We start from the raw sequence: 15,244 nt of genomic DNA, 5'->3' as shown, positions 1-15,244 counted from the left end.
AGCCCCTTCCCATATGTACAGACCAAATGAGAGAAGATAACCATGACGATAAAAACCAATGCCATATTAAAATCAATGGGACTCGAAGAACTAAAAAGGCTCGCCAAGGAAAAAAAACGCAATCAGGAAAAGTTAGTTGCTCAATCAGACCCCGAGCGTCGACAGTTTCCTCTAACCGACGGACAAAAAAGTATCTGGGCATTAGAAAAATTACTACCCGGCAACAAAGCTTACAACAACCCACTCGCTATCACATGCTACATCGAACATGAGTTTGACGCAGACAAAGTAGAATACACTCTGCGTAAAATGACACAACAGCACGATATTTTCCGCACCACCATTCAATTGGTTGATGGTCAACCCCAACAGTGTATCGGTGACAAGGTACTGTTCAATTTTAAATTCGACGATATCAGCCAATTACCTGAACAAGAAAAACAGCAGTGGGTTCTTACCACAGCCCGCCAAGAAGGCTTGCAAGAGTTTAGTTTAGAGCATGGTCCTCTTTTTAGTTGGAGAATGTCCAAAACGCATGCCAATGAGTACATCATCATGCTCACTTTTCATCACATTATCTCCGACGGTTGGACAGTCAGTTTGTGCTTTAAAGAATTTATGAGCTTATATTTTGGACAGCCCACCACGTCTGCAGCTCAATTTAAAGACTATGCCCTGGAAGAAAACCAAAAGCTCGATGAAGGTTACTACAATGAAAGTATTGAGTTTTGGACAACCAAACTCAAAGGCACAGAAGGCAAGCTGGATCTGACAACAGACTTTCCTCGTCCAGCCTACCCCAGTTTTCAAGGCAGTTACGTTCACAATGCCCTCACAGCAAAAGATAATCACAAACTGATAGAGTTTGCCGCCAAACATGGTACGACTCCGTTTCATGTGATCCTCACGGCTTATCAAATTCTGCTCCATAAATACAGTGGTCAAAACGACATTATTATCGGAATTCCCTCTGCCAATCGTAATGATACCAAAACACAAACCATGATGGGTTTGTTCATGAATACGCTACCATTGAGATTTCAGTTGGATAGTAACCAGAGTCTACAAATGATTCTGGCAAAGACAAAATCTGAAGCCGAACAAGCAGCACAGCATCAAAATATCGCACTCAATCGTATCTTAGAAAATATTGACTACGACAGAGACCCCAGCATCAATCCGCTCTATCAAGTTGCGCTCACTTACCAAGTCTATCCACACTCACGAACCAACCAGCTATTCAGTTATTCACCGCTTAAAGTGGACTATGGCGTAGCAAAACTCGACCTTAACCTTTGGGTAGAAGAAGATGGCGATGAGTTACTTTTTACCCTAAATTTCGACAGCCAGTTGTTTAAACCTCAAACAGCACAAAGAATTATTGATGATCTGCACATAACATTAACCACCTTGATCGAACAATCAGAGAGTAAGCTCAAAGATGTATCTCTAATAAAGCCTGAACAAAGGAATCAACTTCTTAAAGCGAGCGATGTTTTTACTCACCAACAAGCCAAACCATTTCACCAATGGTTTGAAAAAGTCGCTCAGGATTTTCCTCACCAGACTGCTGTTCAATGCCAAAAGAGAAAACTCACCTATCAAGAACTTGATAAAAAGGCCACACTGATCGCTCAATATCTTCTGGATCAGGGTTTAAACCTTGCTGAGCCAGTCGCTGTCTTAATGAAGAAAAGTGAACACACATTGGCGACAATGCTCGGTATTCTGAAAGCAGGCGGTTGTTATCTGCCTATCGACATTAAGTCACCAAGTGCATATGTCGAGTTTATCTTAAACGATACTAAAGTTAAGCATGTTTTACTGTTGGGTGAGTCGCCAAATAAGTTCCAGCTCTTGGCGAATAATTCTTCTCAACAGTGGACAGATATTCTGAAAATAAATACGTTCGATACCGCAAAAAAACAACATCCATTACCCCAAGTTGATGGCGAACGACCTGCGTATATCATATACACTTCAGGAAGTACGGGGACTCCAAAGGGCGTTCGTATCCTTCACCGTAATTTAGTCGCCTACTGCGATGCGATTAAGCCTGTACTCAAACTAAAAGCCGGATCTCGTTATGGCGTGATCTCATCATTTAGTACTGATCTTGCTCACACTATGATCTTTCCCGCACTAATGACTGGCGGCGAAATTATTATATTCACTGATGAGCAGATAGAGGATCCCAATAGCCTATTCAACGCATGCAAAAATGCTTCGCTTGATGCATTAAAAATCACCCCGACCCACTTAAATGCATTGCTTCATTCAAAAGAAGTTCAATATTTAATACCAAATAAAGTGCTAGTACTTGGAGGAGAACCCCTACAAATCTCATTAGTTGAGAGAATTCGTGACCTAAATCCAGACTTACGCATCATAAACCATTACGGTCCAACCGAATCTACCGTGGGAGTATCAACCTACGAACTCCCACTTGATGTAACGCATCTAGACTCACATATTGCACCTATCGGCAAAGCACTTAAGGGAAATCAACTCTTAATACTCGATAGTCATCAACAATTACAGCCTAGAGGTTTACCGGGGGAAATTTGTATTTCAGGCCAACAGTTGTGTTTAGGTTACCTAAACAACAGCAACAAAAACCAGCGACATTTCGTTCCTCACCCATTTGTTGACGGCGCAATACTCTACAGAACCGGTGACAAGGGGCGGATCAGAGACGATGGTAATATTGAGTATTTAGGCCGTCTGGACAGACAGTGCAAAATACGAGGCTATCGAGTCGAACTGGCAACGATTGAGCAAACACTGAATCAAATCGATGGCGTTGCTCAGTCTGCTGTCATTGTTAAAGGCAACCAGCATACACAGCAACTGGTCGCTTTTATTAGTACCCAAGATAATTTGTTAGATCAACACTCAATAGAAGCGATACTATCTCAACAATTGCCTCACTATATGATTCCTGACGTATGGGTCATGATTGAGCAAATACCGCTAACCGCCAGTGGAAAGATTAACTATCAAGCGCTAAAAATTCCCACGCCAACTCATGTTTCGTTAAGTCACGCTCAGCCACAGAACGCAACACAAAGAGAGCTTGAGTTACTGTTTAAAAAGGCACTAAAGAAAGATCAGGTGTCACTAGAAGGTAGCTTTCTTGATCAGGGCGGGAATTCAATCAGTGGTTTATCCCTCGTTATTGATATTAATTCCAAATTTTCCACCTCTATAACCCTGGGGCAAATCCTGGAAAGTGGTAACATCATTCAACTCTCGCAATTGATTGATCAACAGTTCACCAATTCAGAAAGTGCCAACAAAACCTTAATCACACTTAAAAAGAGAGAAGGTCACTCGGCAGCAATGACAGTACTAGTGCATCCAGCAGGTGGTAACGTAGCATGCTACCAACCACTCATTGATAGCCTAAACCCATCACAATCCGTCTATGGAATTCAAGTAACCGATTTTGGTCAGGTTGCAAAATATAACTATCAAGTTGAGGACTTAGCAGCCCACTACATTGAGCAAATGGGACCACTTGCAGCCGAATCATCTCTGACATTAGGTGGATGGTCACTCGGAGCAACTCTTGCTTTTGAAATGGCTTACCAAATCGATCAACAGTATGGCAACCAACCTACAGTTCTTGTCCTCGACCAGCCAGCTCCGAGCATCACCATTGACCATAGTGCTGATATGAGTGAATCAGAGCGTCTTACCTATTTTGCCAGTAAGGTGGAGCAATATGCAGGGACTCCGTTCAACATAACAAATGACCAATTAATTAACATGACTCCTATGGAAAGAAGTGCATTATTTCTGAGTGCATTTCAAAAAAGTCATCTAATACCCGACAACATAACGGCCCAGGATTTCCAGTACTTCCTTGCCATTTTACAAGCCCACCTGCATGCCACTGACCAATATCAAGGTCGTATTTATCGAGGAGAAGTCGTTGTTGTTGAGGCTCAAGACATACTGCAAGGCCGGATAAAACAGGCTCAAGCTGGACTAGGTTGGCAACAATACACTCAGAAACCAGTCTCGCTCTTTACGACTCAAGGAGATCATATATCAATGATGACACCGCCTTTTGTTTCTGGCTTAGCCAAACAACTGAAGGAGGTTATCGCTTGAATACACTTGCCACTACAAAACCTAAAGAACGAGAGGTTACAAGAAGAGATTGGTGCGCTATTTTGGGCGGCCTGATGGGTGGTTTTATGGCTATCTTAGATATCCAAATCACCAATTCTTCAATGAAAGTTATCCAAGGTGCTCTATCAGCCTCTCTCAATGATGCATCTTGGCTAATGACCGCTTACTTTACGGCAGAAATAGTGGCAATCCCTCTTTGTGGCTGGCTTGCCAAAGCTTTTGGTACAGGCCGGTATGCACTATGGTGTATCGGCGGGTTTCTCGCCACCTCTCTACTTTGTGCTCACGCATGGAGCTTAAACTCAATGATAGTGTTTAGAGCTTTACAAGGATTTTGTGGTGGAGCACTTATCCCTCTGTCTTTTCGCCTCATTATTGAGGTACTGCCGGAGAAAAAGCGGCCGATGGGAATGTCGCTATTTAGTATCATTGCCACATTTGCTCCCGCCATTGGTCCCGCTCTTGGTGGGTGGCTAACCGAGCACTTATCATGGCATGCGATTTTTTATATCAATGCACTTCCTTCAATCATTGCTATCACATTAATTTCTCGCTCGATGATAAGTCCCAAGATTAACTGGCAAGTGATCCGTCATGGTGATTTCTTAGGTGTTTTATCTGTCGTACTCTTCTTGGGTTGCTTAGAGGTTGTGCTAGAGAAAGGAGGTCAAGAAAACTGGTTTGACTCTCAAATGATTTGTATTTTGTCAGCCATATCACTGATAAGTTTGATCGTCTTTGTCTACGATCAGATCATAGCCCCTCACCCGCTGATCAACATCCATTTATTAACACAAAGGCAATACTGTCATTCCCTGATTATTTTTGCCATGTTTGGCTCAGCCATTTATGGAACTTTGTTTCTAGTACCTTATTACCTCACCATGATCCACGATTACAGTGCAAGTGAGATTGGTCATGTTGTTATTTGGATGGGCTTACCTCAATTATTTATTCTTCCCATCATTCCGATGTTATTACGTCGATATAATCCAAAGTATCTGATTTTCATAGGCTTTATCGGCTTGGCCATTAGCGCCTTTATGGACTGCCACATGAGTAACGACTTTTCGGGGCCACAAATGATCGCTTCAATGATCGTTCGAGCCATAGGGCAACCCTTTATCATGGTTCCGCTATCTGTGCTGGCTACACAAAACCTGCGTGCAGAGGATGCGACTTCTTCTGCAGTCCTAATCAATGTATTTCGAAGTATTGGTGGCTCGATGGGGACCGCCACTTTATCGACTTATTTTATGACACGTATCTATTTTCATCTGGATATGATCAAGGAAAGTCTCTCTCAAGGCAGCCCGCAACTCTCTCACTACCTTCAGCAGGTCAAAGAAATATTAATCCGTCACGGTCAAGCCAGTGATCCTACGCAAGTCCAACAACAAGCTTTAGGAATTTTGGGGCAAAGAATGGCGGTCCAATCTCAAATTATCGCGTTTAACGACTTATTCATGGTTTTGGGTGTAATGATGCTCACCACCGCTATCTTAGTTCTGTTTTCTAATCGAGATTTTAAGCTAACAGCCCGACAAAGAGGTTCATTATGAGTAAAGAAAAGCCGTTTAATATATGGACCTACCTTCTCTCTAGGCAAGCCAGATTGACTATCATAGTCCCGCTCATTTTGTACAACCTGGCATTTTGGTGGTTGGGGGCAGGTGCTGCACTTATTATCACTGCATGCTACTCAGCAGGACTTGAGCTGATCTGCAAAAAAACGGGTTCTCTTGCCATCATCGCCTTAATACTGGTTTCAGGGAGCATCCATTACCTCTATCTACGAGGTTATCATCTGTTTGGTATTGAGCAAGAGGGGGTCTTACTCTCCATAGGGGGCTCTCTCTCTGTCATCATTGTTTTTGGTATTTACTCATTACTGGGGCGTCCTGTTATTCGTACTCAAGCTGAAAATGCGATGCCACGTTTAACTGAGCTTTCGGTATATGGAACCTCCACCTATCGTGCAGTGTGGCAAGAAATTTCTCTAGTTTGGATTATCACCTATGCCTTAAAAGCACTGCTATTAATCCACTTGAGTGAGGCATCACCAGCGAATATCAATGGCTACGTCTTTCTCGGTGCCTGGCCACTCACTCTTGTCATGATTGCATTTAGTATCTATTGGCCACGCTTTAGGTGGTCAGCTAAACGGCAAGCTTAAACCCTAAACTCTCCAATCATTATCAATATTGAGGTCTGCTATGAAATCCATAAATAACTCATCTATCGTTCTCAATCGGCACCCACAAGGAAAGGCATGTGTTGAAGATTTTCGACTCGTAAACCAACCTGTAGCTTCATTAAAGCCTGGGGAATTTTTAGTGGAAAATATCTGGCTATCTATCGACCCTTACACTCGTCCTAGGCTCAACCCAAATATCACTTACGTTGAGCCAATAAAGCTTGAACACTTAATTCAGGGAGAAACGGTAGGCAGAGTCATACAAAGTAAGAGCCCGAAATATCAAGTAGGTCAGCTTGTCTTCGCGTTTACTGGTTGGCAAAAGTATTGTGTTCTCAATGAACATGATTTTATGGTTTATGTGCTCCCTGATACCACGCTTCCCGAAAGCGTGTTTCTTGGTGTTGCTGGAACCCCGGGACGAGCCGCCTATTTCGGGATAAATAAAATTGCCAAACCCAAGCCAGGCGAAACTATGGTGGTCTCAGCGGCAACGGGTGCCGTTGGCTCAGTCGCTGGCCAACTGGGAAAAATTGCAGGCTGTAAAGTTATCGGTATCGCTGGAACCGAAGAAAAATGTCGCTACGCAGTTGAAACGCTGGGCTTTGACTCTTGCCTCAATTATAACTGTAAAGGTCTTGCTAAAGCACTCGCTCAAGAGTGTCCAGATGGTGTTGATGTCTATTTCGAAAATGTGGGCGGGCGAGTTTCCGCCATTGTTGCTCGTTACTTAAACCAAGGTGCACGAGTCCCTATTTGTGGCAGTGCCGCATTATATGACGAAGGACAAGATGTCGATGGTAACACACTGAGCCAATTCTACTCGTCCTTACCCAATGCACCTGAAAGTCGGTTTTTCTTGGTCACAGAATGGTTCAACGAATACATCGACTCGATTGAGTGGCTAATAAAGGCCGTAGAATCAGGCCAACTCCACTATCGTGAAACAATTACCCAAGGTTTAGAGCAAGCGCCTCAAGCCTTCATTGACCTACTTGAAAGTAAACACATTGGTAAACAACTGGTTAGAGTCTAATTATCGTTTACAGTTGCATTAAGTTCGAGACGAAAGGTTAACAAACCCGAGTAACACAAAAATTTTTAATTGGGTGGTGTCACTATGAAGAAAATAATAAAGATATTAATTCCATGCCTCATCGTCGCGATACTGGGAGGCGCCTATTGGCATTATTATGGGCGCTTCTTTCAATCAACGGATAATGCTTATGTTCAAACCGATATCACCAGTGTCAGCTCTCGCATAAATGCTGAAGTGATTAAAGTCAATGTGCGCGATAACCAAAAGGTTAAAAAGGGAGACGTGCTGGCAGTACTTGATGATCGAGAGTTGCTGATCAAAGAAAAGCTCGCTGAAGCAACATTGGCTCAAAATCAAGCAGAGGAGTCGAACGCAAATGCCGCTTATAAAATGCAGCAAAGTACTATCCAAGAATACACAAGTAAAGTTAGCTCAGCAAAAGCCCAGTATGATTATTCTCTGAGCCAATATCACCGATTTCAGGCGTTAGAGAAGCAGAATTATGTTTCCAAAGGAGATAGAGATAACAGTGCCGCGGCCTATAAAGTAGATGAAGCACAGTACGTTGAAGCAAAAGCAAGCCTCAAAACACAACAAGACAAGCTCTCTGTTCTCGATAGCCAAATTAAGCAGGCAGAAGCGATGCTTAAGCAAGCAAAAGCAAACCTATCACAAATACAACTGGAGCTGAGTTACACCCAGATCATCGCCCCCATTGATGGCACAGTCACCAATCGAAGTATGCAAACAGGGATGATGGTTCAGCCGGGACAGGCCATCGTAAGCATAGTCTCCAACAATCCCCCTTGGATTCGGGCTAACTTCAAAGAAACACAAAAAGCTCGTATGCACAAAGGGCAAGCAGTAGAAGTCAAAATTGATGCCTATCCCAATAAAGTATTTAAAGCGAAAATTGACAGTATGTCACCTGCAACAGGGGCAACGTTTGCTTTACTTCCACCAGAGAACGCAACTGGTAACTTTACTAAAGTGGTGCAAAGAGTACCAGTTAAGATAACGTTTACTGAACCGGTAAATATCGACAATGGCCTATCCGCTGTCGTCACTGTGGATACCAGAGAATAGGGGTGAAATTCCCCTTTTCAATGCGGTGTGAACCTACCAAGATTGCAAACAAAAAAACCACAAAAGCTCTATACATCATAAATCATATAAGTTTAATATAATCATTGATTTAATTAACAAATTTGTAAAATTAAGCCTTGTTATAAATTGGTACGACCAATCGACGCCAGAACTCGATTATTTTGAAATTATTTACGTGGTTAATTGTTACTATCAGAGAGAAATAGCGTTCGATCACAACCAACATGGGATGAATGATATGCGAGTACTATTAGTTGAAGACGATACTATGCTGGGTGAAACAATGACAGCCTCTTTAGCTAGGCACCATTATACAGCTGACTGGGTAACCACAGGTGAAAGTGCCTTGCATGCTTTACAAACTGATTCTTTCCCACTGGTCATTCTCGATATTTCTTTACCAGGGATCAGTGGGCTTCAAGTGCTCAAAAAGATGAGAGATCGAGGTGACAAAACCCCCGTTCTCATTCTCAGTGCGAGAGATGAGCTGAATGACCGCGTTTATGGCCTCAATCACGGTGCGGATGATTATTTAGTTAAGCCATTCCAACTAGAAGAACTCCTCGCAAGGATGGGAGCACTCATTCGCCGCTCAGCAGGCTCTGCTGATGATATCATTACCGTAAGGGATGTCTCGATGTCAATTCATTCCCACAAGGTGTCGATTGCAGAAGAAGAGATAAATCTCACCCCCAACGAATTTAAAATTCTTCAGTACCTAATAACAAATGCCGGCCGAGTCTTAAGTAAAACGCAAATCCTACAAAATATGCATGGATGGGATGAGAGTGCAGGGTTAAATTCGATTGAGGTTCATATTCACAACCTAAGAAAGAAAATGCCTAAAGGTACCATTGAGAATATTCGAGGAGTCGGATACATTATCCAGCACTAAAATGAAACTTATTTCAGTAAAACAACGGGTTGCACTGGCTAGTGTCCTGCTCTGCCTGGCAGTTATTACTGCTTCAACGACTTGGGTATATTTCGATACCCGTCAAGCAGTCAATGATATTGATGATGCACGTCTAGAAGATCTCAGTGAGAGCTTCTTTAAAGTACTACTTTTTACTGATCCTTCTGTTATCGGCGCAGACAAAGACTCCGACCCACAATCCTTGGTCAGTAATTTAAACAGCAGGACCTCAACTCAGAAAGAACTTGAGAATTGGTCTAAAAGTCGATTACTCGAGGATAACTTCGCTTATTTGTTATTTGATAATGATGGGAAAATCATTGCTAAATCCCCAAACTCCCCCCCTCTAGACATGAGCATAATGAAAGAGCCAGGGTTAAATGACATCCAAGACAATAGACACGACAATTGGTGGCGAGGCATTACCATGTTTCTCGCCCAACCAAATGGAAAGTCTGACCTTTGGCTGTGGTTAGGGGAAGACAAGAAAGTCAGGAGTGAGGTCGAGAATGAGATTGCTATACCTGCTATTCTTCCGCTTTTGATAACAACGCCTATTTTGTGCTTTTTATTGGTCCTGTTCACTTATCACCTATTCACGCCAATTAACCGCCTTGAGCGGGAGCTTTCAACTCGTTGTGTCGATAATTTATCACCTTTAGATATTCCGGATATTCCAGAGGAAATTCATAGCCTTGTGAATAGACTCAATTACCTATTTAGTCAACTTTCTAGCGCATGGCAGCGAGAGAAACGTTTTCATCAAGACGCAGCACATGAACTACGCACCCCCCTAACCGTGATTAAACTTAATGTTCAAAATGCATTAAATGCCATAACCATAGAACAAAAAAATGCTGACTTATCGTGTATCGAGAAAAGTATCACCCGTTCGGAGCGCACGATAGAGCAGCTTCTTACGCTAGCAAAAATTGAAAGCGGCCATACAATTGCACTCGATGAACATGTTGATGTGGTTGACACGATTAGAAATGTGATTGCAGATATCGTCCCTCTTGCACTCAAGCAAAATCAAAATATTGAATTGAAAATCGACGTCGATTCTTTATTCCTGCAGGGAAACGAAGTACTACTCAGCTGTCTTTTCCGTAATCTCATTGACAATGCCATTCGCTACTCAGGCAAAGGCACACACATTGCTGCTTCAGTACATCAAATTGAGCACAATGTTTGTATCATTATCGAAGATAATGGACTCGGTATGAGCCAAGCTGATGTTGATCGTATCTTTGAGCGATTTTTTCGAGTAAAGACCTCGACCAACCAATCTCAAGGAACAGGTCTTGGCATGGCTATCTGTGAGCGTGTTATTGCCTTACATAACGGGAGGATCGAAGTAACTTCGCAAAACCCTGGTATCGCTTTCAATATCACACTACCTCTTAAAGAAAATAATATCCCCTAAATCACTAGAAAAGTGCAAATACCTCAGGCTGTTATATACCCAAGTAACCTCAAGAGGCTAGGTTCAGCGAGAATGTCTTGCTTGACAGGCAGTACAACTCGCCCTTTTGGGGCGTGCCACAACGCCAATTTCATTGTCAAACAACTTGGTAAGAGCTGACGATTACGTTGAGTTATTTTCCTTGAACTCAACACTGTGGCATCACTCTTAGTACTACATTTTGAGGTAATTTGGGTATATCTATTAATCTGTTAAAAAAATCTATTTCCGTCTATGAATTTTCATAGATGTAATTAAATTATCTTCTTTTATCATAACTCATTCTTTTATTTGAAGTTTTTAATTTGAGTCTGTAGTCTCGCCACCTTAATAACCTCAAGACCAATCCGGTTAAGGAAAAACTATGGATATACAAACACCTCTATGAATCACTATAAATTTAAGCTTGGCCTGCTTACCCTATTAATCAGCCCACTATCTTCCGCTCTCTGTCTCGTCGACAACTTCCAAGATACTCAAACCGCAAATACCATCAACACCAAAAGAAACCTCTCCCTCTTAGACAATCAAATTTACCATGAGCCGCAATTTGGCTCGATTCTTGGGGAATTAGAACACTCCAACCATAGCGCCAGTTTCAAGTCCGCTTGGCCCGCAACAGAACAAATTTTACATAATGTCCCATCCAATATAGAAAGTTCAGCCAGTGGAAGCGCATTATTCAATAAGTTGAGCAGCGCAGCATCATCAACACTCGAAGTTCTTGGTCCAGTTGGAGATGCTGTTGCAGTCGGCCTCTGGACAGAGAATATGCTCAGCACTTTTAATAGTGAATCAGCAACCAACCTCGACAAAGCCGCCTCTGTTTTCTCTATCTTGCCATTAGTAGGGGACGAGCTAAACGCCATTTCAAGTGATATAAAGTATTTTGCCGCCAAGCAAAAAATCGCGGAGTTTGAACAGCAAGAGCATTATGCTTTCTCAAACTTTAGTCAGGAGTTCGTTCGGCTGCATCATAAAAAAGAAGATGCCATTTTCTTAATTAAAAAATACGACAAGTACTTAGATCTCATTACATCCATGTATATCGATCAACTTCTCCTTGTGGCAGATACTGAGTTTAGGCGTGTTGCTGCGGCTTACGATCGACAACTTGCTAAAAAAATGGCAAGAATGGATCTCGAACTGTTCAAAACAGTAGGTCATATCTCAATCGATGCTAGTCTTCATCAGCCTCTTTGTCATGACTCTCAGACGGCATCCGATAGCTTAATGACTTGCGTCAAAGAATTAGGACCTACTCGAATTGATCATCTGGTGGAAAATCTGGGCGACCCTGTCAATCACCAATTGAGCGTCAAAATATTTAAAGCAAAACATAACCTAGTAAAAATTGCCCTATTTCGACTTGAGCAGCATCGTATCAACATGATCAATGACGTCATTGCAAGAGCAGAGCATTATGTTCGTAACTTACACAACAGTAGTGCTATAAATCGAGGTTCTTTACTATTTCAGGCGCGTAAAAGTGGCTTAAGAGAGTACGCAAAAGCGAATTGGAACCTTGATTATCTGTCCGAAGAGCAGTTGAAAACAGCAACCTTTCAGGTAAGGCCTGCACGCACATGTTGGGGAGTCCCTGCCGTTTATCCTGGTGGGATCCAAGACTCTATCGATGCCTGTAAAGATAGTGGCGCCCTCTACGATACCTACCATATTTCCAAAGATTCCGAACTTGCCGAACTGATTCATTTTAAATCCCAGATTGACATTGGACCCTACGTCGCCGCCAGAGTCAAAGAAGGCTGGCAACCGGGGCAGCTAAAAAAACAACTCACGGTGTTAGCAAATACCTATGTTTCAGGCCAAAAAGCGAACAAAGTTTACCAATCACTGCTCGACCTGTTAACCAGAGTTAACGTGCCACCTTTCCAAACACAATATAGTCAGTACCTAGAATCAAAAGGATTAGATAGCAGTGACCCAGAGCAGCAAAAAAACTGGTATCAAATAAGTCGCTGATATGAATATATTTTGACTCAAAGGCCACATGGAGGAGCATTGAGCAATGTTACTCAAAACTCAATTTTTAAAGAGCTTATTCAACCTATCTTCGAACAAACAATTACCGCCGCGTTTATCAAAGATGTTAACTACACCATACCCTATCCAAGTGTTTACTCAGCTCAACACTTACGTTTTTTTTCCCCAGTTATGGCTGATATTTTCGATGGTATTCTCGCCATTCCCGGCCCAACACCACAAAGTGCAATAAAAAATGCGGTTGAAAAAATTCTTCAGTTGGCTAACAAAGCCGAAAACGCCAATGAGCTCCACCATATACTCGGAGACCTAACGCTCTACGCCCAAATTGCCCAGCACCAGCAGTCAGAGGTGAACACGGGTACGCTATCCAGTACAACCGATCAATTATTCGCAACTCGACTGTCCCCTTTACACGAGAGTTATATGTTAGACATTCACACTGCAATCATTGATTCACAAGCATCCGATGCTCTTACCGACACTTTGTGGGCTGATTTACAGACAATAAAGGCCACACTACAACAAGGTAATTTGTCTCTGGCTATCAATCAACTAGGCGCTGTGGTGCGAGAAGATAAGTTTCCCCTAATGCCTTTCATCAATGAATTTCTGTTAACTGAACTTGAACAATGGATCGATCTTCAAATTACACTAGGGGAAACAATATATGCTTCGTAGGACGCTTTTTATATATATAGTTATAACAGTCTGCTACACGGGTGCTTGTCTTGCAGGTGGAAAAGCTTATATGGGCAGCTTTTATGAAGAACCCGACGGGGTTAAAGTTATCTCTGGTTATAACTCGCACCGTTATGGGCACCTTTACCGAGTATCAAAAAACCTGTATGTTCAGACAAAAAATGACGCCTATTTAGCCGATATAAAACTTCTCATTCGCAAACTGGAAATATCCGGTTCAGGCAGAGAAATTCTCCGGCAAATAGGCACTTACACTCCTATTAATGCCCCAGATGATAGCGTTGCCCCTCTTATCGAACACACCGTAGGAGTGGACAGCTCGAAAACAACGGTCGCAACCGTAATAAGAGAGCCAGAAAGCCAAGGACGACTCTTCGAAACCAGAGCATCTGACTTTCTCGAACCCAGACAAGCATCAGAGGCGCTGCAACGACAACTAAATGGTAAAGGACTCTCCAACACCGTCTTTTTTTCAACCACCGAAGTTGTCAATATTCCAGGAACAACCCAACCCTTTGACCAAGCTGTCGCGTTGGGGCATGAATTAATCCATGCTCGAGATTTCTCATCAGGAGCGATGCCTTCAGGTAACGTTCACCTCGCCCATCGACACCCTGAAAGCCAAACGGTAACCGAATACACTATCGCTAACGCCGAATACCAAACAACGGGCATAGCCCATTACAATAATGCCCAAAATGGACGCCCAGCAGTCACCAAGGTAAGTGAACTCAGGCAACAAACTATTGCTAGAAGGGAAAAAATTCATTTTGACTGGAAAAAATCAGGCCAAGATAAACCAAAAGCCTACTTAGAAAATGAACAGGTCGTCAGTGAATACCATCTAGCTGATGATCTAGGAGCTCCTAAGAGAAGCACCTATTGGCCTGCCGATCAATACCAATATCACCCATATACCGTTGAAGTGCGACCTGCTTCATCGATTCTTAGTGCTCCCCAGTGGGACACTCTAGAAGGAAAACAAGCACATGTTGAGGTAAAGCGAGCACTAAGGCAGTCTTTAAGTGAAGGCAAACAGCCCGCCATTGTGGTTGTCGACCCTACAGAGCAACGTCTTTCTCGCAGTTTAACCAACTCACCAGTCGTGACTCGTCGAGGACTAGGAAACCAATCTTCAATTTTAAAGTTTGCTGCTCAAAATGATATCAAAGTCGTTAACCTGTACAGCACAGAAAATGAAACCCCAGTCAATTCACTCAAGAGACGCAAAAAACGTATGCTTTACCGAGCCCTCTCGGGACAAAGAAATCAATCACCCAATGAATATCATGATGTCCAATACAATGCACAAAATAGAGCTGAGCTTAACCGTGCACTGGGAGAGCATGATGAGATCTTGGTTATGGCATATTCGGACGGTGAAGTTACCTCGAACATTATTGATAACCTCTCTCAAACTTCTGACAAACAAGTTATGGTATCGCGGTATTCAAATTTAGATTACCAACCAGCAGATCTGAGTACTCAAGAGCAAGCAGCGTGGCGAACGGTAAACGAACGCCCGAACGTGACTATGCTTGGGGCGGGAAGTCGGCGTAAACTCAACATATGTAATCTTCAATAAACTGGTAATGTCTCTGACTGGTCAATAAGATCAGTCAGATGTTAGCCCTCAATGTTTTCGCTGAATTAGAAACACCATCACAAAAACAG

The 15,244-nt window shown here is 42.6% G+C and carries 10 protein-coding genes; all 10 read left to right on the top strand.

The window, feature by feature from the left end:
• The first annotated feature begins 42 nt into the window (after positions 1 to 42).
• The gene (locus RH40_RS14010; protein WP_009602231.1) at positions 43 to 4,119 is read left to right on the top strand and encodes a non-ribosomal peptide synthetase; all 4,077 of its coding nucleotides are present in this window, start codon (positions 43 to 45) and stop codon (positions 4,117 to 4,119) included.
• Complete coding sequence (locus RH40_RS14005; RefSeq protein ID WP_009602229.1) at positions 4,116 to 5,702, top strand: DHA2 family efflux MFS transporter permease subunit; 1,587 nt, start codon at positions 4,116 to 4,118, stop codon at positions 5,700 to 5,702. The genes RH40_RS14010 and RH40_RS14005 overlap by 4 nt, the downstream gene beginning before the upstream one ends.
• On the top strand, positions 5,699 to 6,316 hold the full coding sequence (locus RH40_RS14000) for a hypothetical protein (RefSeq protein WP_009602227.1): 618 nt from the start codon (positions 5,699 to 5,701) through the stop codon (positions 6,314 to 6,316). Before RH40_RS14005 ends, RH40_RS14000 begins: the two co-directional genes overlap by 4 nt.
• 40 nt (positions 6,317 to 6,356) lie before the next feature.
• Positions 6,357 to 7,373, top strand: coding sequence for an NADP-dependent oxidoreductase (locus RH40_RS13995; RefSeq protein WP_009602226.1), 1,017 nt, complete (start codon positions 6,357 to 6,359; stop codon positions 7,371 to 7,373).
• An 84-nt stretch (positions 7,374 to 7,457) separates the two neighbouring features.
• Positions 7,458 to 8,462, top strand: coding sequence for an HlyD family secretion protein (locus tag RH40_RS13990; RefSeq protein ID WP_009602224.1), 1,005 nt, complete (start codon positions 7,458 to 7,460; stop codon positions 8,460 to 8,462).
• Positions 8,463 to 8,721: 259 nt separating this feature from the next.
• The gene (locus RH40_RS13985) at positions 8,722 to 9,378 is read left to right on the top strand and encodes a response regulator (RefSeq protein WP_009602223.1); all 657 of its coding nucleotides are present in this window, start codon (positions 8,722 to 8,724) and stop codon (positions 9,376 to 9,378) included.
• A 1-nt stretch (position 9,379) separates the two neighbouring features.
• Entirely contained in the window at positions 9,380 to 10,825 is a 1,446-nt protein-coding gene (locus RH40_RS13980) for a sensor histidine kinase (RefSeq protein ID WP_009602222.1), read from the top strand.
• A 423-nt stretch (positions 10,826 to 11,248) separates the two neighbouring features.
• Positions 11,249 to 12,847, top strand: coding sequence for a hypothetical protein (locus RH40_RS13975; RefSeq protein ID WP_009602221.1), 1,599 nt, complete (start codon positions 11,249 to 11,251; stop codon positions 12,845 to 12,847).
• A 39-nt stretch (positions 12,848 to 12,886) separates the two neighbouring features.
• A complete protein-coding gene (locus RH40_RS21100) occupies positions 12,887 to 13,549 on the top strand; it encodes a hypothetical protein (protein ID WP_009602220.1) in 663 nt (220 codons plus the stop codon).
• Positions 13,539 to 15,155, top strand: coding sequence for a M91 family zinc metallopeptidase (locus RH40_RS13970; RefSeq protein ID WP_009602219.1), 1,617 nt, complete (start codon positions 13,539 to 13,541; stop codon positions 15,153 to 15,155). Before RH40_RS21100 ends, RH40_RS13970 begins: the two co-directional genes overlap by 11 nt.
• The last annotated feature ends 89 nt before the right edge of the window (positions 15,156 to 15,244 follow it).

The sequence above is a fragment of the Vibrio caribbeanicus ATCC BAA-2122 genome, from assembly GCF_000165125.1.
Lineage (GTDB): Bacteria > Pseudomonadota > Gammaproteobacteria > Enterobacterales > Vibrionaceae > Vibrio > Vibrio caribbeanicus.
Note: the sequence above shows the minus strand (reverse complement) of the source record. Positions and strands in the feature narration are given on the sequence as shown.

Coding starts and splice junctions, on each gene's coding strand:
- RH40_RS13990 (WP_009602224.1), top strand. CDS start 7,458: ATGAAGAAAATAATAAAGATATTAATTCCATGCCTCATCGTCGCGATA.
- RH40_RS13985 (WP_009602223.1), top strand. CDS start 8,722: ATGCGAGTACTATTAGTTGAAGACGATACTATGCTGGGTGAAACAATG.
- RH40_RS13995 (WP_009602226.1), top strand. CDS start 6,357: ATGAAATCCATAAATAACTCATCTATCGTTCTCAATCGGCACCCACAA.
- RH40_RS13975 (WP_009602221.1), top strand. CDS start 11,249: ATGAATCACTATAAATTTAAGCTTGGCCTGCTTACCCTATTAATCAGC.
- RH40_RS13980 (WP_009602222.1), top strand. CDS start 9,380: ATGAAACTTATTTCAGTAAAACAACGGGTTGCACTGGCTAGTGTCCTG.
- RH40_RS14000 (WP_009602227.1), top strand. CDS start 5,699: ATGAGTAAAGAAAAGCCGTTTAATATATGGACCTACCTTCTCTCTAGG.
- RH40_RS14010 (WP_009602231.1), top strand. CDS start 43: ATGACGATAAAAACCAATGCCATATTAAAATCAATGGGACTCGAAGAA.
- RH40_RS13970 (WP_009602219.1), top strand. CDS start 13,539: ATGCTTCGTAGGACGCTTTTTATATATATAGTTATAACAGTCTGCTAC.